Source organism: Stenotrophomonas sp. TWI1183 (assembly GCF_039673115.1).
Taxonomy (GTDB): Bacteria; Pseudomonadota; Gammaproteobacteria; order Xanthomonadales; family Xanthomonadaceae; genus Stenotrophomonas; species Stenotrophomonas maltophilia_AA.
Genome location: NZ_JBDJKZ010000007.1, coordinates 160369 through 180763, shown reverse-complemented (window position 1 = coordinate 180763; position 20395 = coordinate 160369). Strand labels below are relative to the sequence as shown.

Annotated in this window: 24 protein-coding genes; 3 read left to right on the top strand and 21 right to left on the bottom strand. The window is 67.2% G+C overall.

Translation table 11 applies throughout. The features are described from left to right. Positions 1–60: 60 nt before the first annotated feature. From recX to rlmE, 12 genes are all read right to left on the bottom strand, one after another. Positions 61–552, bottom strand: a complete 492-nt coding sequence (recX, locus tag ABE434_RS09320; protein ID WP_176989647.1) for a recombination regulator RecX — start codon at positions 550–552, stop codon at positions 61–63. Between the two features lie 110 nt (positions 553–662). After that, on the bottom strand, positions 663–1703 hold the full coding sequence (recA, locus tag ABE434_RS09315) for a recombinase RecA (protein WP_121041797.1): 1041 nt from the start codon (positions 1701–1703) through the stop codon (positions 663–665). A gap of 204 nt (positions 1704–1907) precedes the next feature. Beyond that, a complete protein-coding gene (gene lexA / locus ABE434_RS09310) occupies positions 1908–2558 on the bottom strand; it encodes a transcriptional repressor LexA (RefSeq protein ID WP_176989646.1) in 651 nt (216 codons plus the stop codon). A gap of 485 nt (positions 2559–3043) precedes the next feature. Then, positions 3044–4723 (bottom strand): 2-polyprenylphenol 6-hydroxylase, encoded by a 1680-nt coding sequence (ubiB, locus tag ABE434_RS09305; protein WP_176989645.1) that lies wholly within the window; start codon positions 4721–4723, stop codon positions 3044–3046. Positions 4724–4759: 36 nt separating this feature from the next. Continuing rightward, complete coding sequence (locus ABE434_RS09300) at positions 4760–5254, bottom strand: CinA family protein (RefSeq protein WP_176989644.1); 495 nt, start codon at positions 5252–5254, stop codon at positions 4760–4762. A 138-nt stretch (positions 5255–5392) separates the two neighbouring features. Continuing rightward, complete coding sequence (hflX, locus tag ABE434_RS09295) at positions 5393–6703, bottom strand: ribosome rescue GTPase HflX (RefSeq protein ID WP_176989643.1); 1311 nt, start codon at positions 6701–6703, stop codon at positions 5393–5395. Between the two features lie 26 nt (positions 6704–6729). Next, positions 6730–7011 (bottom strand): RNA chaperone Hfq, encoded by a 282-nt coding sequence (gene hfq / locus ABE434_RS09290; protein ID WP_019183319.1) that lies wholly within the window; start codon positions 7009–7011, stop codon positions 6730–6732. A gap of 107 nt (positions 7012–7118) precedes the next feature. Then, the gene (gene miaA / locus ABE434_RS09285; protein ID WP_346478617.1) at positions 7119–8072 is read right to left on the bottom strand and encodes a tRNA (adenosine(37)-N6)-dimethylallyltransferase MiaA; all 954 of its coding nucleotides are present in this window, start codon (positions 8070–8072) and stop codon (positions 7119–7121) included. Next, entirely contained in the window at positions 8072–8971 is a 900-nt protein-coding gene (gene folP, locus ABE434_RS09280; RefSeq protein ID WP_346478616.1) for a dihydropteroate synthase, read from the bottom strand. Before folP ends, miaA begins: the two co-directional genes overlap by 1 nt. Positions 8972–9088: 117 nt before the next feature. Next, entirely contained in the window at positions 9089–9277 is a 189-nt protein-coding gene (locus tag ABE434_RS09275) for a hypothetical protein (RefSeq protein WP_346478615.1), read from the bottom strand. A 100-nt stretch (positions 9278–9377) separates the two neighbouring features. After that, positions 9378–11321 (bottom strand): ATP-dependent zinc metalloprotease FtsH, encoded by a 1944-nt coding sequence (gene ftsH, locus ABE434_RS09270; RefSeq protein WP_176989639.1) that lies wholly within the window; start codon positions 11319–11321, stop codon positions 9378–9380. Between the two features lie 53 nt (positions 11322–11374). Then, positions 11375–12007: a 23S rRNA (uridine(2552)-2'-O)-methyltransferase RlmE gene (gene rlmE, locus ABE434_RS09265; RefSeq protein WP_176989638.1), complete on the bottom strand. Its 633-nt coding sequence runs from the start codon at positions 12005–12007 to the stop codon at positions 11375–11377. Between the two features lie 65 nt (positions 12008–12072). Here rlmE and yhbY point away from each other — a divergent pair, with 65 nt between their 5' ends. Both yhbY and ABE434_RS09255 read left to right on the top strand, forming a co-directional pair. Continuing rightward, positions 12073–12378 carry a ribosome assembly RNA-binding protein YhbY gene (yhbY, locus tag ABE434_RS09260; RefSeq protein WP_019183325.1) on the top strand — a complete coding sequence of 102 codons (306 nt, stop codon included), beginning with the start codon at positions 12073–12075 and terminating at the stop codon, positions 12376–12378. A gap of 13 nt (positions 12379–12391) precedes the next feature. Then, positions 12392–12766: an Mth938-like domain-containing protein gene (locus ABE434_RS09255; RefSeq protein ID WP_346478614.1), complete on the top strand. Its 375-nt coding sequence runs from the start codon at positions 12392–12394 to the stop codon at positions 12764–12766. Positions 12767–12818: 52 nt separating this feature from the next. Here ABE434_RS09255 and ABE434_RS09250 read toward each other — a convergent pair whose 3' ends face one another. From ABE434_RS09250 to surE, 4 genes are read right to left on the bottom strand one after another with little or no spacing between them, the layout of a single operon-like run. Continuing rightward, entirely contained in the window at positions 12819–13598 is a 780-nt protein-coding gene (locus ABE434_RS09250) for a peptidoglycan DD-metalloendopeptidase family protein (protein ID WP_346478613.1), read from the bottom strand. Beyond that, positions 13595–14209, bottom strand: coding sequence for a YqaA family protein (locus ABE434_RS09245; RefSeq protein ID WP_176989635.1), 615 nt, complete (start codon positions 14207–14209; stop codon positions 13595–13597). The genes ABE434_RS09250 and ABE434_RS09245 overlap by 4 nt, the downstream gene beginning before the upstream one ends. Before the next feature lie 19 nt (positions 14210–14228). Next, a complete protein-coding gene (locus ABE434_RS09240) occupies positions 14229–14906 on the bottom strand; it encodes a protein-L-isoaspartate(D-aspartate) O-methyltransferase (RefSeq protein WP_176989634.1) in 678 nt (225 codons plus the stop codon). Continuing rightward, positions 14903–15682 (bottom strand): 5'/3'-nucleotidase SurE, encoded by a 780-nt coding sequence (gene surE, locus ABE434_RS09235; protein ID WP_176989896.1) that lies wholly within the window; start codon positions 15680–15682, stop codon positions 14903–14905. Before surE ends, ABE434_RS09240 begins: the two co-directional genes overlap by 4 nt. 186 nt (positions 15683–15868) lie before the next feature. On the opposite strand from surE, the gene ABE434_RS09230 reads away from it, so the two are divergent. Further along, positions 15869–16408, top strand: coding sequence for a Smr/MutS family protein (locus tag ABE434_RS09230; protein WP_346478612.1), 540 nt, complete (start codon positions 15869–15871; stop codon positions 16406–16408). A gap of 61 nt (positions 16409–16469) precedes the next feature. Here ABE434_RS09230 and truD read toward each other — a convergent pair whose 3' ends face one another. Genes truD through eno form a run of 5 tightly spaced genes read right to left on the bottom strand, consistent with a single transcriptional unit; the run spans position 16470 to position 20381 of the window. Next, positions 16470–17513, bottom strand: coding sequence for a tRNA pseudouridine(13) synthase TruD (truD, locus tag ABE434_RS09225; RefSeq protein ID WP_346478611.1), 1044 nt, complete (start codon positions 17511–17513; stop codon positions 16470–16472). Beyond that, on the bottom strand, positions 17510–18007 hold the full coding sequence (ispF, locus tag ABE434_RS09220) for a 2-C-methyl-D-erythritol 2,4-cyclodiphosphate synthase (RefSeq protein WP_346478610.1): 498 nt from the start codon (positions 18005–18007) through the stop codon (positions 17510–17512). The genes truD and ispF overlap by 4 nt, the downstream gene beginning before the upstream one ends. A gap of 37 nt (positions 18008–18044) precedes the next feature. Further along, positions 18045–18743 carry a 2-C-methyl-D-erythritol 4-phosphate cytidylyltransferase gene (gene ispD, locus ABE434_RS09215; RefSeq protein ID WP_346478647.1) on the bottom strand — a complete coding sequence of 233 codons (699 nt, stop codon included), beginning with the start codon at positions 18741–18743 and terminating at the stop codon, positions 18045–18047. Further along, the gene (gene ftsB / locus ABE434_RS09210) at positions 18740–19090 is read right to left on the bottom strand and encodes a cell division protein FtsB (protein ID WP_176989630.1); all 351 of its coding nucleotides are present in this window, start codon (positions 19088–19090) and stop codon (positions 18740–18742) included. The genes ispD and ftsB overlap by 4 nt, the downstream gene beginning before the upstream one ends. A gap of 4 nt (positions 19091–19094) precedes the next feature. Beyond that, positions 19095–20381: a phosphopyruvate hydratase gene (gene eno, locus ABE434_RS09205; protein WP_121041757.1), complete on the bottom strand. Its 1287-nt coding sequence runs from the start codon at positions 20379–20381 to the stop codon at positions 19095–19097. Positions 20382–20395: the final 14 nt, after the last annotated feature.

Sequence of the window (20395 nt, the reverse complement as noted above, 5' to 3'; positions counted from 1 at the left end):
AATGGCCGGGTGTCAACTGCAGGACCGCCGAAACCACAAAGGGTATCAGGCCCGGGCCGCTCAGTCCTCAGGGTCGTAGCGGGTGGCCTGGCGGATACTGTCGCCGGGGAACCCGCGGCGGGCCAGAAGATCGGCGGCTTTGCGCCGCGCAGGCAGTTCCTGCGGGCCGGCGTCGCCGAAACGGCGGCAGACCAGGTCGCGGGCGTTCTCGGTCCAATCGCCTTCAAAGGTGTCCATGGCGGCGGCGATCTGGTCGCTGTCCAGTCCATGCGTGCCCAGTTCGGCGCGGATGTGGATCGGGCCATAGCCCGTGTTGGCCCGGATCCGGACCAGGTTCTCGGCAAACCGGGTGTCATCCTGCCAGCCGGCCTCGGCCAGCTTGGCGACGGCCGCCTCGGCCGCCTCGTTCTCGATGCCACGCGCCTGGAGCTTACGGGTCAGTTCTTTACGCGAATGCTCGCGGCGCACCAGCAGCCCCAACGCCCGCTGGACCGGCGTCTGTTCCTGGACACGGCGCTTGCGCCGGGGTGCGGGGGCTTCGGAGTCTTGCATGGCAGTGGTCCATTACAGTGCGCCGTCCTTGGCGCCATCCCGTCGGGGATACGTGAAACTGCAGGACAGGGCGAGCGTCACTGACGGCGCTGCCCTGCCCCGCAGGAAACTCATTCGGCGTCGTCTTCGGCCTCGTCGCCGCCTTCGCGCACGGCTTCTTCCGGCTGGAACTTCTCGCGCAGCTCGGCTTCCAGGCGCTGGGCAATCTGCGGGTTGTCGCGCAGGTAGCCGCGGGCGTTGTCCTTGCCCTGGCCGATGCGCTCTTCGCCGTAGCTGTACCAGGCGCCGGCCTTCTCGACCAGCTTGGCTTCCACGCCCATGTCGATCAGTTCGCCTTCGCGGCTGATGCCTTCGCCGTACAGGATCTCGGTAATGACCTGCTTGAACGGCGGTGCCAGCTTGTTCTTGACCACCTTGATCTTGGTCTGGTTGCCGATGATCTCGTCGCCCTTCTTGATCGCGCCGATACGGCGGATGTCCAGGCGCACCGAGGCATAGAACTTCAGCGCGTTGCCGCCGGTGGTCACTTCCGGGCTCTGGCCCGGCATCATCACGCCGATCTTGTGGCGCAGCTGGTTGATGAAGACCACCAGGGTGTTGGAGCGCTTGATGTTGCCGGTCAGCTTGCGCAGGGCCTGGCTCATCAGGCGGGCCTGCAGGCCCGGCAGCTGGTCGCCCATTTCGCCTTCGATTTCGGCCTTCGGGGTCAGCGCGGCGACCGAGTCGATCACCACGATGTCCACCGAGCTCGACCGCACCAGCATGTCGGCGATTTCCAGAGCCTGCTCACCGGTATCCGGCTGCGAGAGCAGCAGGTCGTCCACGTTGACGCCCAGCTTGGCGGCGTAGATCGGATCCAGCGCGTGCTCGGCATCGATGAAGGCGGCGGTACCGCCCTTCTTCTGGCATTCGGCGATCGCCTGCAGGGTCAGGGTGGTCTTGCCCGAGGATTCCGGACCGTAGATCTCCACGACACGGCCCTTGGGCAGGCCACCGATACCGAGGGCGATATCCAGCATCAGCGAACCGGTGGGGATGACCTCGACCGCCTCGACGACGCGGTCGCCCATGCGCATCACGGCGCCCTTGCCGAACTGCTTTTCGATCTGGCTCAGCGCGGCGGTGAGGGCGCGCTTTTTGTTTTCGTCCATCGGAGTGGTCCTTGCAGAGGTCGTATCGGTGGAGGTGCTGTCTTTGGAAGTCTTCTTGGCCATGGGTTCACTTTAAGGCTGGCGTATCGCACGGGCTGAGATTCTGCCCGGCGTTCGGAAAAAAAGTATCGGACATCCGTACCAACCTCAGCAGAACCAGAGATGTGCCACAAAAGACCGCGCGTAATAGAGGGGAAAACCGGGTCAGCGGTTGGGCCGCAGCAACCCGCAATAGAGGCCTTCAATGGCGAAGTCCTGGTCGGGCAGCACTTCGATCGGCTTGTAATCGGGGTTGCGCGGCAGCAGGCGGATCCGGTCCTTGCCCATCTTCAGCAGCTTGACCGTGATCTCGTCATCGATGCGGGCCACCACGATCTGGCCGGACCGGGCGTCGCGGGTGCGGTGCACGCCGATCAGGTCGCCGTCGAAGATGCCTTCGTCGATCATCGAGTCGCCCTGCACCTTCAGCAGGTAATCCGGTGCCGGCGAGAAGAACACCCGGTCCAGGACCACGAAATCGTCCGAGCCGATATCCGCCCCGATCGGCAGACCGGCCGCGACCCGGCCCAGCACCGGCAGGCGCAGGACGTGGTCCGGCAGCGCCGAGGCGGGCAGCGATTCGGGCAGGCCGCTCTGCAGCGACGGCGCCTGGACCAGCCGGATGCCGCGGGCCTGGCCCGGGATGCGACGGATCGCCCCGGCCTGCTCCAGCGCCTCGAGGTGGTACTGCGCGGCCCGGACGCCCTTGAAGCCGAACGCACGGGCGATTTCAGTCTGCGACGGCGGTGCGCCATCGGTCTCTATACGCTCGGCGATCAACTGCAGGATCGCCTGCTGGGTATCGGTCAGGTCCATGGTTAGTAGTATTACTACTAACGATGCGGGCACGCAAGTGCCCGCAGAGGAAGAGCAGATAGAAGAAGGGCGGTCCCGCCCCGGCCGAAGCCGCCAGCAACACTTGTAGCCACCGACCGTTGGTCGGTGACCGCGCGCAGCGCGGCAATGCCTGACGGCGCGGGCGCATGTCGCTTGCGGCCATCTCTCCGGCGTTTAGCCTCTGCCATCTCTTGGGTCAGGCATTCGTGGGGGCCGGATGAGGAGCAGCCACGCATGGCGTGGCTCTACCCGTGGCAGCGGTGACGGACCGGCGCAGCCACGCATGGCGTGGCTCTACCCGTGGACGCGGTGACGGACCGGCGCAGCCACGCGTGGCGTGGCGCAACCGGGAAGCGGTGACGGGCCGGTCAGGAAGGAGCGTCAGACCGACGGTCGGACCTACACGGAATCCCCCGCTTGGGCAGGAGATTCCGGGGATCCTTCGGATCCCAGCGGCAAGAACCCTACGGGTTCTTGCCGCTGCGCCAGATCGAAAACAGGATCCACACCCCACAGAACCCGGCGCCGATGAAGCCGGCCACGCCCAGCGCGAGCAGCCAGCGGCTGGAGATGCCGCCGACGCTGTGCATGACGATCGAGGAGCCGATGATCAGCGCGGCAGTCACGATCCCCATCACCAGCCGGTTGGCGGCGCGGTTGACCTGGTCGCCGAAGCCCTGCAGCGCGGTGGTTTCGATCTTGAGCTGGAGCCGTCCGCGGCGCGCCATCTGCAGCAGGCGGCGCACATCGCGCGGCAGATCGCCAACCAGGTCCATCACCCCGACCAGGCTGCGCTTGCCGCGCTTGAGCATTGCGCCGGGCGAGTAGCGCTGCCACATCACGCGCTCCAGATAGGGACGTGCGGCACTGGCCATGTCGAACTGCGGATCGAGCTGGCGCCCCATGCCTTCCAGGGTGAGGAAGGTCTTGATCATCAGCGCGAGGTCGGCCGGCAGGGTCAACGCGTACTGGCGCAGCAGCTGGGTGATGTTGCCCAGCATCAGGCCCATGTGCAGGTCTTTCAGCGGCACACCGCGGTACTGGTCGACGAAGGTGCTGATGTCCTGCTGCAGCCGCGATTCATCGACCTCCACGCCCCCGGCCCAGTCCAGCAGCACGTCGGCCACCTGTTCCGGCTCCTGGGTGACCAGGCCATGCAGCAATTGGGCGACCTGGAAACGGCGCTGCTCGGAGATCGCACCGACCATGCCGAAATCGATCACGCCGATGCGGCCGTCACGCAGGTAGATGATGTTGCCCGGGTGCGGGTCGGCGTGGAAACAGCCATCTTCCAGCACCATCTTCAGCACGATGCGCGCACCGGTGCGCGCCAGCTGCACGCGGTCGAGACCGGCTGCATCGACGCCGACCAGGTCACGGCCGGGAATGCCGTCGACGAAGTCCTGCACGTTGAGGCTCTCGCAGGTCCACTCCCAGTGCACGTTGGGGATCAGGATGTCCTCGCGGCCCTGGAAGTTGCGTGCGATGCGCTCGGCATTGCGGCATTCGGCGGCAAAATCCAGTTCCCGGCGCAGCGAGACCTGGAACTGCTGCACGACTTCAGCCGGGCGGTAGCGCTGCAGGTCGGGCAGGCGCGCTTCAACGATTTCGGCCAGCCGCGCCAGCAGGCGCAGATCGGCCTCGATGACGTCACGGATTCCCGGCCGCCGGATCTTCAGCACCACCGCGGTGCCGTCGTGCAGGGTCGCGCGGTGGGCCTGTGCCAGCGACGCCGCCGCCATCGGCGTTTCATCCAGCCACGCGAACACCTCGGTCGCGGGCGCGCCAAGATCGCGCTCCAGCTGATCGCGCACCTGTGCATACGGCAACGCGGGCACGGCGTTCTGCAGTTCGGAGAATTCAGCGATCCAGTCCGGCGGAAACAGGTCCACGCGGGTCGCCAGCACCTGGCCGAGTTTGACGAAGGTGGGGCCCAGGTCTTCCATCGCTCGGCGCACGCGCACCGGCGCGGTCATCCGCAGCATCTGCTGGGTGTCGTTCCAGTGCAGCAGCCGGCCGGCACGTTCGAGCACATCGGCCAGGCCAATGCGGCGCACCAGGTCGCCGAAGCCATAGCGGATCAGGACCGACGCGATTTCCTGCAATCGCCCCAGGTCACGCACGGTACCCAGCGTTTCCCACATCGGCCCACTCTCCTGTCAGCACACCCGGTCAGGATGTCACAACAGCGGGAAGATTCCGGTCAGTGCCTGCTGCACGGTCTGCCGCCGTATGGCTTCGCGGTCGCCCTCGAACTGGAACAGCTGCGCACGCGCGTAGCCGCCACGGCCCTTCCAGCCGATCCAGACGCTGCCCACCGGCTTGTCCTCGCTGCCGCCGCCGGGCCCGGCAATGCCGGTCACCGCCACGGCGATGCCGGCACCGGAATTGATCAGCGCACCGGAGACCATTTCCAGCACGGTCTCGCGGCTGACCGCACCGAACTGCTCCAGGGTCTGCGCACGTACGCCGAGCAGGCGTTGTTTGGCTTCATAGCTGTAGACGACCATGCCGCAGTCGAAGAACGCCGAGGAGCCGGCGATATCGGTCATCGCCTTGGCGATCCAGCCGCCACTGCAGCTTTCGGCGGTCACCAGCTGCAGCGAGGCCTGCTGCAGGCGCTGGCCCACGTCACTGGCGAGGGCGCCCAGCTCGGCGTCGGAAGGAACGGTCATGGGGAAATCCTGGATCAACGGGGGGACGAACGCCCCCTGTTTTAGCCGAAAACGTGGGTGGTGTCGTGTGTCCGCGGGTGCGACGGAGGGTCGCGCTTCCTCAGGATCAAGGGCGCCGGCCAGTGGCCGGCACACCCATCACCATTCCGGGAGCTTCTCCGGGAGCATCGCGCGGATCGGCTCGCCGCCCTCGCCGGCCGCCAGCTTCTCGGCCTCGGCGATCGGGATCTCGACCTGGAGCAGCCAACCGTCTTCGTCGGTGACTTCGCTGCGTACGACCTCCAGCTGATGCAGGCGCGACCGCAGGCGACCGGCACTTGGCGGCAACCGCAGCTCGCCGCTGACATGCTGCAGGCCCAGGCGCTTGCCCAGCACGGACTGCAGCAGCGGCAGGCCGACATTGTCGCGGGCGGAAATCCAGACCCGCTCGCGGCGTGCGCTGTCCGGGATGCCATCCTGGCCATCGTGGCGCACTTCGGCCCCGTCGATACGGTCGATCTTGTTGAACACCAGCAACTGCGGCAGATCGCCCGCGCCGATGGCGGTCAGGACTTCATCGACCTGCGCGATGCGTTCCTCGCGGTGCGGATCGGCGGCATCGACGAGATGCAGCAGGAAGTCCGCTTCGCGGGCTTCGGACAAGGTCGACCGGAACGCGGCCACCAGATCATGCGGCAGGTCGCGGACGAAGCCGACGGTATCGGCGAGCACCACGCTGCCGCCCGGCAGCGCGATGCGGCGCACGGTCGGGTCCAGCGTCGCGAACAACTGGTCCGCGGCGTAGGCCTCGGCACCGGTCAACGCGTTGAACAGGGTCGACTTGCCGGCGTTGGTATAGCCCACCAGGGCCACGCGCGGCAGCTCGCTGCGCAGCCGGGCACGGCGCATCTGGGTGCGCTGCACTTCCACCTTTTCCAGCTTCTTCTGCAGCTGCTCCACCCGCTTCTGCAGCAGGCGGCGATCGGTTTCCAGCTGGGTTTCACCCGGCCCGCGCAGGCCGATGGAACCGCCGCGCTGGCGCTCCAGATGGGTCCAGCCGCGGATCAGCCGCGTGGACATGTGGCGCAGCTGCGCCAGCTCCACCTGCAGCTTGCCTTCGTGGCTGCGCGCGCGCTGGGCGAAGATGTCCAGGATCAGCCCGGTGCGGTCGATCACGCGCCGCTCCAGGAAGCGCTCCAGGTTGCGCTCCTGCCCCGGCGACAGCGCATGGTTGACCAGGATCAGGTCGGCACCGGTCGCATCGGCCGCGGCCTTGACCTCGTCCAGCTTGCCGCTGCCGATCAGGATCGACGGATTGGGCCGATCGATGCGCGCGGTCAGGGTGGCCGCGATGCTGGCCCCGGCAGAGCGGGCCAGATCGGTGAACTCTTCAAGCACGTCGTCTTCGAGCCGGCCGGCATGCGGCTGGATCAGGAGTGCGTGTTCGCCTCGCTTGGAACGGTCAAACACGCAGTTCTCCAGAAATTTTCACACTGTCACTCAACGTCGTCATCACCTTGGACGCCTTCGGCGCCATCATTGGATTGCACATAGCCACCACCGGGCCCGACCTTGACGTTGCGCGCCGGAACGACGGTCGAGATGGCGTGCTTGTACACCATCTGGCTCACCGTGTTACGCAGCAGCACCACGAACTGGTCGAACGATTCAATCGTCCCCTGCAGCTTGATGCCATTGACCAGATACACCGACACCGGCACACGTTCGCGCCGAAGTGCATTCAGAAACGGATCCTGCAGCGATTGCCCCTTGGACATTGCACACTCCTGATTATTGTTTTTATGGTCTTCCGGCAGTTGCCACGGCCCCCGCCGCCCGCCGGAACCCTTGATGGTACACGGGGTGGAGGCGTGAAGGCGTGGACTCAGCGTGCGACGAAGGTCGACACCGCATCCGCCAGGGAAGCCCTGTCTAAATGGGGATCGAACCAGCGCGCATCAAGCTCCCCGCGCAGCCAGGTCAGCTGGCGCTTGGCCAGCTGACGGGTAGCCTGGATGCCGCGGTCACGGAACGCCGCCGCCGTACCCTGCCCGTCCAGATACTCCCAGGCCTGCCGGTAGCCCACCGCGCGCACCGCTGGGAGATCCAGCGGCACCGCGACCCCGGCCATGGCAGGAAGGGCCCGCAGCGCGCGGACTTCGTCCAGGAACCCGTGGGCCAGCATGGCGTCGAAACGGGTCTCGATGCGCTGGTGCAGCACCGAGCGTTCGCGCGGTGCCAGGACCAGTTTGAGCGCCCGCACCGGCAGCCGGTCCACGCCAGGCAGCTTCTGCCACTCGCTGATCGGGGTGCCGGTCAAGCGATGGACTTCCAGCGCCCGCTGGATGCGTTGCGGGTCGGTGGCGTGAATGCGCTTTGCAGCGGCCGGATCGATGCCGGCCAGCTGCGCATGCATCGCCGCCCAGCCATGCTCGGCCGCCTCGGCCGCGATCTGCGCGCGCACCGCCGGATCGGCTTCGGGCATCGGCGACAGGCCCTGCAGCAGGGCGCGGAAATACAGCCCAGTGCCGCCGGCAAGGATCGGCATGCGCCCGCGCGCGATGATGTCGCGGACGGCACGCGCCGCGTCGCTGGCGAACTCCGCCGCCGAATAGGTCTGCCACGGGTCGCGCACATCGAGCAGATGGTGCGGCGCCTGCGCGCGCTCGGCCGCATCGGGCTTGGCCGACCCGATATCCAACCCGCGATAGACCAGCGCCGAATCGACGCTGACGATCTCACCGTCCAGCTGCTGGGCCAGCGCGATCGCGGTGGCGGTCTTGCCCGACGCGGTCGGGCCCATGACCGCGATCGCCAGCGGGCGCCGATCGACGGCCATCAGTCCTCGTCCGGCCAGCGCGGCATCGCCGGGGCGGCGGACACCCGCGGCATCGGGACGGCATCGACCGCTGCCCACACCTTCAGGGCATCGACCGTGGCCGCGACATCGTGCACGCGCAGCAGCGTCGCGCCGCGCTGGGCGGCGATCAGGTGCGCGGCCACCGAACCGGCCACGCGGTCACGCGGCTGCTCGCGACCGGTCAGTTCACCGATGCTGCGCTTGCGCGACAGGCCGGCCAGCATCGGCACGCCGAGCTCGAGGAACCGGTCCGAGCGCGCCAGCAGGGTCATGTTGTGTTCGGTGGTCTTGCCGAAGCCGAAGCCCAGATCGATGATCAGGTGCTTCTTGGCGACGCCAGCCATCTCGGCCTGGAACATGCGCTCGGTCAGGAAGCGATGCACTTCGGCGACCACGTCATCGTAGTGTGGGGTGTCCTGCATGCTGCCCGGCTCGCCCTGCATGTGCATCAGCACCACCGGCACGCCGAGGTCGGCGGCGGCGTCCAGCGCCCCCGGCTGGCGCAGTGCATGGATGTCATTGATCAGGCCGGCACCGGCCGCGACGGCGGCACGCATCACCTCGGGCTTGAAGGTATCGATGCTGATCGGCACGGTGGTTTCGCGTGCCAGGCGCTCGATCACCGGGATGACCCGGCGCAGTTCTTCGTCCAGCGGCACCGGCGCACTGCCGGGCCGGGTCGACTCGCCGCCGATGTCGAGCAGGTCGGCGCCCTCGGCCACCAGCTGCAGGCCGTGTGCGACCGCGGCCTCGACGCTGTCGTGGTCACCGCCGTCGGAAAACGAATCCGGGGTGACATTGACGATGCCCATGACCCGCGGGCGATCCAGCCGCAGCAGTCGGCCGCCGCAATCGAGCTGGGGGGAGATATCGAACATGGGCAGATCCACGAAGTACGCCAGCGCGTAGTTTACGCCCGCGTACCGCTGCCAGCCCGGTGGTAGCGGGCGCACTCCCCGGCATGCACATCCGCCGCGCTGGCGGAGAGCGGACGCTCAGCGCTGCTGGCGGCGCTTGCGCTCCACGTAGACGGTCTTGGCGATGCTCATCAACACGCCGACCGCAATGCCGATGCCGGCGCCGAGCAGGAAGTTGTCGCGGGTCAGGCCGATGGCCACGCCGATGATCGTGGCGATCACCATTTCGGTGGTATGCGAGATCGGCTGCGGCGGGGGTGCGGACATGGCGACTCCAGAACGGGAACGAATACGGTGTCCCATTATGACCTGCCGGAAACGACGAAGGCCGGGTTTCCCCGGCCTTCGTCACTTACGTGGGCAACACTCAGATCTGCTCGGCAGGACCGGCGATCGGCGCGACCGGACGGGCATCGCCGCCCTTGTCGTTGTTGTTGCCGCCATCCTTGTTGCTGGGCGACTTGTCCCAGCCCATCGGCGGCGGCGGATCGCGGCCTTCCATCACGGCGTTGATCTGCGGCGCATCGATGGTCTCGTACTGCAGCAGCAGCTGGGACATCGTGTGCAGCTTGTCGAGGTTGGCGGTCAGCAGCTCCGTGGTCCGGGCGTAGGCCTTGTCCAGGATGCTGCGGACGACTTCGTCGATGCGGCGCGCGGTGTCGTCGGAGACGCTCTTGTGCTGCGTCACCGAACGGCCGAGGAACACTTCATCGTCCTCTTCGCCGTAGGCGATCGGGCCGAGCTCGTCGGACAGGCCCCACTTGGTGACCATGTTGCGGGCCATCTTGGTGGCGCGCTCGATGTCGTTGGAGGCACCGGTGGTGACCTTGTCTGTGCCGAAGATCAGCTCTTCGGCAACGCGGCCACCGTACAGCGAGCACAGCTGCGACTCGATCGCGACGCGGTTCATCGAGTACTTGTCGCCTTCCGGCAGGTACATCGTCACGCCCAGCGCACGGCCGCGCGGAATGATGGTGACCTTGTAGACCGGATCGTGCTCGGGCACCAGGCGGCCGACGATGGCGTGGCCGGCTTCGTGATAGGCGGTGAGCGTCTTTTCTTCTTCGCTCATCGCCATCGAACGGCGCTCGGCACCCATCAGGATCTTGTCGCGGGCACGATCGAAGTGGTCCATGCGGACTTCCTTCTCACCGCCACGCGCGGCAAACAGCGCTGCTTCGTTGGCCAGGTTGGCCAGGTCCGCACCGGAGAAGCCCGGGGTACCCCGCGCGATCACCATCGGCTCGACATCGTCGGCCAGCGGCAGCTTGCGCATGTGCACCTTGAGGATCTGCTCGCGGCCCTTGACGTCCGGCAGGCCGACCACGACCTGGCGGTCGAAACGGCCCGGGCGCAGCAGCGCCGGATCCAGCACGTCCGGACGGTTGGTGGCGGCGATGACGATCACGCCCTCGCCTCCCTCGAAGCCGTCCATTTCGACCAGCAGCTGGTTCAGGGTCTGCTCGCGCTCGTCATGACCGCCGCCCAGGCCGGCACCACGGTGGCGACCGACGGCGTCGATTTCATCGATGAAGATGATGCACGGCGCCTGCTTCTTGGCCTGTTCGAACATGTCGCGCACGCGGCTGGCGCCGACGCCGACGAACATTTCCACGAAGTCCGAACCGGAGATCGAGAAGAACGGCACCTTGGCTTCGCCGGCGATCGCACGGGCCAGCAGGGTCTTGCCGGTACCCGGCGGGCCGACCATCAGCACGCCGCGCGGAATCTTGCCGCCCAGCTTGGTGAACTTGGTCGGGTCGCGCAGGAAGTCGACCAGCTCGCCGACTTCTTCCTTGGCTTCGTCGCAACCAGCGACGTCGGCGAAGGTGACCTTGATCTGGTCTTCGCCCTGCAGCTTGGCGCGCGACTTGCCGAAGGACATCGCGCCCTTGGCACCGCCGCCGCCACCCTGCATCTGGCGCATGATGAAAATCCAGAAGCCGATGATCAGGATCACCGGGAGGAAGTTCATCAGGATCGCGCCCAGCGAGATGCCGCTGGACGGGGGCGCCTGCTCGAATTCCACTTTCTTGCCACGCAGCACGTTGATCAGGTCGCGATCGTAGGGCGCGGTGATGGTGCTGGTCTGGCCGCTGCGGGTGGTGTAGGTCACATCATTGGCACCGCCGCGCATTTCGCCCAGCACTACCTTCTGGATGTTGCCGCTGTCCACCTGGTCCAGGAACTGCGAGTACGTCGCGCCCTGTGCGCCGGCTCCGCTGCTCTTCGGCGAGAAGCTCTGGAAGACCACCATCAGCACGACGGCGACGACCACCCATAGCAGGAGGTTCTTGGTCAAGTCGTTCATCCTCATTGGCTCCGGTGTTCCTCTAATTCCTGACGCGATTCGTATGGTTGAGCTTACTTGATCTGCGCGCGTTTTCCCTGCCCCAAGGCATACACCTCGGGCGAGCGCTTCCGGGACGCTTCAGGCTTGCGGATCACCACTTTGTCGTACCGGCGGCGCATTTCGCGCACGTAGTCGTCAAAGCCCACGCCCTGGAACAGCTTGATCAGGAACGCGCCACCGGGCTTGAGATGGTTGTCGGCAAAATCCAACGCCAACTCCGCCAGGTGCATCATCCGCGGTTGGTCCACCGCGTCCATTCCACTCTTATTGGGGGCCATATCCGAGAGCACAAGGTCCACCGGCTGATCGCCCAGCATGGCTTCGAACTCCGATAGGACGGTCTGCTCCCTGAAGTCCCCGTGAAGGAACTCCACGCCGGCCAGCGGCGGCATCTCCAGGATGTCCAGCGCCAGCACCCGGCCGGTGTCGCCGATCTGGCGGCGGACCTGCTGGGACCAGCCGCCCGGGGCGGCGCCCAGGTCGACCACGACCATGTGCGGCTTCAGCAGCCGATCCCGCTGCAGCAACTCCTCCAGCTTGTAGGCTGCGCGCGAACGCATGCCCTCGGCCTGGGCCTTCTTCACGAAGGGGTCGGCGAAGTGCTCTTTCAACCAGCGTTGACTGCTTTTGCTACGGGTTGCCATTGAGATGCGGGTCGGATGGGGAGGTCATGATACCCTGATCGCCCCAGTTAACCGCTTGTTCCTGAATGGCTATCGCCCTGACTTCTTCCCAAACCCGTTTCCTCCGCGGCCACGCGCATGATCTGAAAGCCCTGCTCCAGATCGGCGGCAAGGGGGTGACACCGGCCTTCCTGGCTGAACTGGAAGAGGTGCTGGAGCGCCACGAGCTGATCAAGGTCAAGGTCGCCGCCGAAGACCGCGAGGCCCGTGACGCCCTCATCGCCGAGCTGGTCAGTGCCAGCGAAAGCGCGCTGGTGCAGCGCATCGGCCACGTCGCCGTGCTGTACCGCCCGAGCAAGGAACAGCGCCAGATCGTCCTGCCGCGCGGCTGATCCCGGAACGCCCATGCAGCTGAGCCACGAAATCCCCGACTACGCCTACGCCCTGCGCGCCGCCGATGGCCGCAGCGCGAAGGTGAATGACCGGATGCTGGCCGCCAGTTTCATCCTGGCCCCGGACACGCTGATCGAAGCCTGGCCGGTGACCGACATCGCCCAGCTTACGCCCGAGCACCTGCAGCCGGTGCTGGCCTTGAACCCGGCGCTGGTCGTGCTGGGCACGGGCGACACCCAGGTGTTCCCGCCGGCCGCGGTCATGGCCGCCTGCCTGACCCGGGGGATCGGCCTGGAAGTGATGAACAACCCGGCCGCGGCGCGGACCTTCAACATCCTCGCCAGCGAGGGTCGCAAGGTGGCGGCCGCCTTCATCCTGAAGGGGTGAGACCGGGATTTCCGTTCAGAAAAGGCCGCCCTTGGGGCGGCCTTTTTCGTTCTTACTTCGGCGGCAGGTACAGCAGCGGATCGACCGGCTTGCCGTTATAGCGGATCTCGAAATGCAGCATGTCGCGCGCAGCACCCGTCCGGCCCATCTCGGCGATCTGCTCGCCAGCCTTGACGCTCTGGCCTTCGTTGACCAGACGCTTGCGGTTGTGGCCATAGGCCGACAGCCACTGGTCGCTGTGCTTGATGATGATCAGCTCGCCGAAGCCGACCAGGCCGGCACCGGAGTACACCACCACGCCGGCGGCCGTCGCGCGGACCGGCTGGCCACTGGCACCGGCGATGTCCACGCCCTGCTTGGTCGCTTCACCCGCGACGAAACGGCCGACGATCGCGCCGTCCGCCGGCCAGCGCCAGCTGATGTTGCTCTTGATCGCGGTGGTCGGCGCCGGGGTCGCGGCCGGTGCGGTCGTGCCCGGACGCGGCGCGGTGACCACGGTGGTCGGCGCGCGGCCGGGGCTGCCGCTGCCGCCCGGGTACAGGCGCAGCGACTGGCCGGGATAGATCGTGTACGGCTCGGCCAGCCCATTCCAAGCCGCCAGATCGCGCGGCGTGATGTTGTGGATGCGGGCCAGCGCATACAGCGTGTCACCGCGACGGACGACCGCCGTCTGGCCCGGTTTGGCCACCGAGCTCTGCGGGGTGCTGTGGGCCACGCCACCGCCCGAGCCCGAGGGCCGCACCACGGTGGCGGTGCCACAGGCGCTCAGCGCCGAGACCACCAACAGCAGCGCGCCGGTGCGCACTCCTTTGCTCAAACGATCAGCACTCATGCGAACTTCGACCTCCATACAAGCCAGGCCACCAGCACGACCACCAGCGCGGTCGCGATCCAGCCCAACGGTTCAATCCAACGGCGCAGCGCAGCTTCCGCGCGCGGCCCGCCAATACGAATGACCGCCGCCAGCACGTACACGCGCTTGCCACGGCCGATCAACATGCTCAGGAAATACTGTGGCAACGGCACGCCGACGATACCCGATGCCCATGTGAAGACCTTCATCGGGATCGGCATGAAACCGCCCAGCACCAGGAAGGTGAACACTGCCCACGGCGACTCGGCCATCTTGGCCTGCACGAGGGCGATGCCGCCTTCGATGCTGGTGAGCATGCCCAGCGCGGCGAAGACCGGCTTGAGCGCTTCGAAGGCGAAGTGACCCAGCGCATAGCCGACCAGCGCACCGGCCATCGAGCCGGACAGGCTGAGCGTGGCGAACCACCAGCCGCGTTTGGGCTGGGCAACGCACATCGGGGCGAGCATCACCTCGGGCATCACCGGGAAGATGATCGCCTCGATGAAGCTCAACACCGTCAGGTAGGTCGGCGCGCGCTCGTGCGCGGCCCACTTCATTGCCCGCTCGTACAGCGGACCGAAAATCTTCATGACGCAACGCTCCTTGGAATCAGTCCAGCATGCCAGACAGCAGCGGCACGAACGTGACCGGTGCCAGTACCTGCTGTTCGACACTGCCGTCATCACGACGGGTCAACTGGATCAGCGACTGCGCGCCCGGGCCGCCGACCGGTGCGACCAGGCGGCCGCCGACGGCAAGCTGCTCGACCAGCGCGTCGACCAGCGCCGGTGCCGCCGCAGTCACCACGATCGCATCGTACGGACCGTGCTCGGCCCAGCCGACGCGGCCGTCGTCATGCTTGCTGCGGATGTTCATGCCCAGGGCGCGGAAGCGCTTGCGCGCCTGGCGCAGCAGATCGCCGATGCGCTCGACCGTGTACACCTCCAGCCCGATCGCGCCCAGCACGGCGGCCTGGTAGCCCGACCCGGTGCCCACTTCCAGTACCGTCTTCGGCGCGGACTGCAGCACCGCTTCGGTCATGCGCGCCACCACCCAGGGCTGGGAAATGGTCTGGCCATGGCCGATCGGCAGTGCGGTGTCCTCGTAGGCACGCGAGGCCAGCGCTTCATCGATGAACAGGTGGCGCGGCACGACACGGATGGCATTGAGGGTGGCTTCGTCGGCGATGCCTGCATCGCGCAGGCGATCCACCAGGCGATCGCGGACCCGCTGCGAGGTCATGCCGATGCCGACGGCTTCGGGCTGCAGGCGCAGGCGTGGGCTCATGCCGGCCGGTCCAGTGCGGCAGTCAGCCCGCCGACCCAGCTGGCCACTTTCTCCAGCGCCTGGTAACGGGTGAGGTCGACCTGGATCGGGGTGATCGAGATGAAGCCGTTGCGCACTGCGTGGAAATCCGTGCCGGGGCCGGAGTCCTGCTCGCGCCCGGCCGGACCGATCCAGAACACCTGGTTGCCGCGCGGGTCGCGCTGCGCGATGCAGCCCTCGGCGCGATGGCGGTTGCCCAGGCGGGTCACTTCGAAACCACGCACCTCGCTCCACGGCAGGTCCGGCACGTTGACGTTGAGGATGGTGTCGGCCGGCAGCGGATCGGCCTTGAGGCGGGTCACGATCTCGACCGCGGCACGCGCGGCGGTCTCGAAATGACGGGGCTCGTGGTTGTGCGTGACCAGCGACATCGCCACGGCAGGCAAACCGAGGAACCGTCCTTCCATCGCCGCCGACACGGTGCCGGAGTAGATGACGTCGTCGCCGAGGTTGGCCGCGTTGTTGATGCCCGAGACCACCATGTCAGGCTCGTACTCGAGCATGCCGGTCAGGGCCAGGTGCACGCAGTCGGTCGGCGTGCCGGCCACTGAACAGGTGTAGTGGTCGATGCGTTTCATGCGGATCGGCAGGTCCAGGGTCAGCGAATTGCTGGCGCCGGAACGATCACGATCAGGAGCGACCACGGTCACTTCATGACCGGCGTCACGCAATACCGTGGCGAGCATCTTGATGCCCGGCGCATCGACACCGTCGTCGTTGCTGACCAGAATCCGCATCTGCGATTTAACCGCTTGATTTTTCAAGACTTCGATTCCATCACTTCCCACTGTTGGCGGCGGTGGCCCTGCCCCTCCCGGGACCGGACGACCGCGCAAGTGCGTCAGCTATTGTGCCGCAAGCAGACAGATCGTCCTACCCCGATAACGGTAGGCATCGCCCTTCCCGCCCATTAGGCTGTACGCATGTCACATCCTGAAGACGAAGATCCCGCGGCGCTGTTCCGGGCCGCCATCGGCGAGGTCACGCCGCTGCGCAAGGCGGTCACCCCGCCGCCGGCCGCGCCGCGGCCCAAGCCGCGTGCGCGGATGGCCGAACAGGATGAACAGGAGGCCCGCGGGGAATTCGCCCGGCTGCTGCGCGACAGCAGCCCGCTGGAGGCCGGCGATACCGCCAGCTACCGGCGCGACAACCTGCCACCGCGGATGTTCCAGCGGCTCAAGCGCGGGCAGTATTCGGTGCAGGACGAACTCGACCTGCATGGCGCGACGGTCGCGCAGGCCGAGGCACTGGTGCGGCAGTTCCTGGTGGAGGCGCATGCGCATGAGTACGGCTGCGTGCGCATCATCCACGGCAAGGGGCTGCAGTCCGACGGGGGTGCGCCGGTACTGAAGAATCTGGTCGATCGCCTGCTGCGGCTGCGCAACGACGTGCTGGCATTTCATTCCGCGCCCGCCCGGCAAGGCGGAACGGGCGCGGTACTGGTGCTGCTGGCAAACCGGTAGAGCCACCCCATGGGTGGCTGCCCGGGGTGCCGATCGTGCGGCAGCCACGCATGGCGTGGCTCTACGCCTCCGGTGCGGCCTGGCTGGCGTCTTCCACCGGGCCCAACTCGTGCAGCACCGCGGTGGCGTAGCAGCCTGGCGGCAACGCGAAGCTGAGTTCCAGCACATCCGCAGCCAGCCACTGGTGCTGCAGCATGGCCGGGCGCAGGCGCAGTGCGCGGCGCTCCTGCTTCAGGCGGGCGCTTTCCAGACCGGCCCGCAGCGCCAGCGATTGCGCGTCCGACACCGCGCCCAGTTCCAGTTCGGCGGCGGCACCGGTGCTGCGCAGCTCGCCCTCGCCCCACAACGGGCCGCTGGGATGGATGTCGAACCGGCCGAGGCGATCGGCCAGCAGATCCGTCCACGGCTCCGGGCCGAACACGCTGCGGCTGCCGTCGAGCATCCAGACCTCGCCGTCCAGCGGCGTGTCCCAGTTGCCCTGCTCCACGCGTGCCGCCAGCACCTGGTTGAACAGGGCTGAACGGGCCGCCGAAAGCAGCAGCGAACGCTGGTCGGGGCGCATGCGACGGCCACCGAACATCGCCAGCGCGGCCGGCACGTTGCCGCCATCGCGGCCGAAGCGCTGCTCACCGAACCAGTTCGGCAGGCCCCGCGAGGCGATATGGGACAGGCGCTCTTCGATGGCCGCGGGATCGCCCTGCACATCGCGCAGCACCAGCTTGAAGCGGTTGCCGGCCAGCGCACCGCGTTGCAGCTTGCGGTTGTGCCAGGTCGACTCCACCACCTCGATCTCGTCCGACGCCAGCAGCGCCGGGTCCGGTGCCACGCGCTTGGGCAGGTGCACGCTGAAGCGCTGCGTGGTGACCGCGTGGCGATCCTTCATGCCGGCGTAGCTGACCCCCATGTCCGGCAGCCCGGCCCACTTGGCCAGCACCTTGGCGACATGCACGGTATTGGCGCCGCGCTTGCGGAGGGTCAGCAGCAGGTGCTCGCCCTCCCCGCTCGGCTCGAACGCCGGCAGTTCGTCGACCTGGAAATCCTCGGGCGTGGTGCGGATCTTCGCGCTGAGCAGCGGCGCGCCGAACGCCAGCGGCAACGGGATCACAGCGTCACCAGCAGCACGCTGGCCTGGGCGGCGATGCCCTCGCTGCGGCCGGTGAAGCCCAGCTTCTCCGACGTGGTCGCCTTGACGCTCACGCAGTCCAGCGCAATGCCGAGCACGGCAGCGATGCGCTCGCGCATGGCCAGGGCGTGCGGGCCGACCTTCGGCCGCTCGCAGATCACGGTGATGTCGGTGTTGCCGACCTGCCAGCCGCGCGCGCGCAGCAGCCCGTTGCAATGGTCGAGCAGGTCCGCGCTGTCCGCGCCCTTCCAGCGCATGTCGGTCGGCGGGAAATGCACGCCGATGTCACCCAGCGCCAACGCACCGAGCATCGCATCGCACAGCGCGTGCAGGATCACATCGCCATCGCTGTGCGCGAGCACCCCGCAGCTGTGTTCGACGCGGATGCCGCCGAGCATGATGTGGTCGCCCTCGCCGAAGGCATGGACGTCGTAGCCCTGTCCGATGCGGAAGGGAGGAAACTGTGGCGTGGTCATTGCAAGAACCTGCGGTTGGGTGCGGCGCGTGCGGACGTCAGGGCGCGCGACGCGACAGCACGAATTCGAAACGGGACAGATCAGCCGGGGTGGTGACCTTGAAATTGTCTTCGCTGCCTTCCACCAGCAGCGGGCGCAGCCCCTGGCGCTCCATCGCCATGGCTTCGTCGGTGATGTCCACGCCGGCGTCGGCCGCCTCCTGCAGCGCGCGCGCCAACTGGTGCCGGCGGAACAGCTGCGGGGTCAGCGCGCGCCAGAGGCGCTCGCGTGGCTCGGTGGCATCGATGCCGCCGTCATCGCCGGCACGCTTGAGCGTATCGCGTACCGGTGCGGCCAGGATCGCCCCGACCGGGTCGGCACGCCCGACTTCCAGCAGGCGACCGAGATCGGCAGCGGCCAGGTTCGGGCGTGCGGCGTCGTGGACCAGCACGAAATCGTCGGCGCGTACGTCATCCGGCAAGGCATGCAGGCCGGCCAGCACCGAGCCGGCGCGGGTCGCGCCGCCGATGCAGGTCCGAATGGGTTTGTCCGCCAGCGACTGCCAGCCCGGCCAGTCGGCATCATTCTCGGCGATCACCACCATCACCCCGGCCACGACCGGGTGCGAAAGCAGTGCCTCGAGGGTATGGGCCAGCAGCACACGGTCGCCGGCGAGCAGATACTGCTTGGGCGTGGCCCCGCCGAAGCGGGTGCCACGGCCAGCGGCGGGAACCACCGCCCAGATGCCCGCCATCAGGGAATATCCTGATGCGGCGCGTCCGGGTCGGTGACCGCCGTCGGCGCACGCGGAGGCGGCACCGGCGCGTCTTCGACCACGCGGTAGAACTTCTCGCCGGGCTTGATCATGCCCAGCTCGCTGCGCGCGCGTTCTTCGATCGCTGCTTCGCCTTCCTTGAGGTCCTTGACCTCGGCAGCGAGCGCGTCATTGCGCTGCTGCAGCCCGGCGTTGTCCCGCTTCTGGTTCTCGACCTGGGCCTCGAGCATCATGACTTCGCCCGAGTTGCCCGGTCCAAACCAGAAACGGTACTGCAGCCATGCGAGCAGCAGCGCGAGCACCAGCAGCAGCCAGCGCCAGTTGCGCATGCGATCAGCGCTTCAGCGACACGAACGCGTCACGACCGGCGTAACGCGCGCCGGCACCGAGGGCTTCCTCGATACGCAGCAGCTGGTTGTACTTGGCCACGCGATCGCTGCGGCACAGCGAGCCGGTCTTGATCTGGGTGGCGGTGGTGGCCACGGCGATGTCGGCGATGGTGGTGTCTTCGGTCTCGCCCGAACGGTGCGAGACGATCGAGGCGTAGTTGGCCGCGTGCGCCATGGCGATCGCTTCCAGGGTCTCGGTCAGGGTGCCGATCTGGTTGACCTTGATCAGGATCGCGTTGGCGGTGCCGGACTCGATGCCTTCCTTGAAGATCTTCGGGTTGGTGACGAACAGATCGTCACCCACCAGCTGCACCTTGTTGCCGATGCGGTCGGTCAGCAGCTTCCAGCCGGCCCAGTCGTTCTCGGCCAGGCCGTCTTCGATGGTCACGATCGGGTACTGCGCGGCCCAGTCGGCCAGGAAGTCGACGAACTGCTCGGAGGTCAGGCGCTTGTTCTCGCCGACCAGGTTGTACTTGCCGTTCTCGTAGAACTCGCTGGAGGCCACGTCCAGGCCCAGCAGCACGTCTTCACCGGCGGTGTAGCCGGCCTTGCCGATCGCTTCCAGGATGGTGTCCAGCGCTTCGACGTTGCTGCGGAAGTCCGGCGCGAAGCCGCCTTCATCGCCCACCGCCGTGCTCAGGCCGTGGCCCTTCAGCACCGACTTCAGCGAATGGAAGATTTCGGTACCGGCACGCAGCGACTCGGAGAACGAGGTGAAGCCGACCGGCAGCACCATGAATTCCTGGAAGTCGACGTTGTTGTCGGCATGCGCGCCGCCGTTGATGATATTCATCATCGGCACCGGCAGGGTCACGTCACGGCCGTTGGCCAGGTGCTGCCACAGCGCCTGCTTCTTCGAGGCGGCCACGGCATGGGCATTGGCCAGCGAAACACCGAGCAGCGCGTTCGCGCCGAGGCGGCCCTTGTTCTCGGTGCCGTCCAGGTCGATCAGGCGGCGGTCGAGGCCTTCCTGGTCGGCGGCATCGAAGCCCTTCAGCGCGGTCGCGATGGTGGTGTTGACGTTGGACACGGCGTTGCGCACGCCCTTGCCCAGGTAACGGGTCTTGTCGCCGTCACGCAGTTCCACGGCTTCCTTGGTGCCGGTCGAGGCGCCCGAGGGCACCGCGGCACGACCGAACGAGCCGTCCTCGAGGATGACTTCGGCTTCCAGCGTGGGATTGCCACGGCTGTCGAGGATTTCACGGGCGTGGATGCTGCGGATCGTGGTCATAGCGGGCCGGTTAC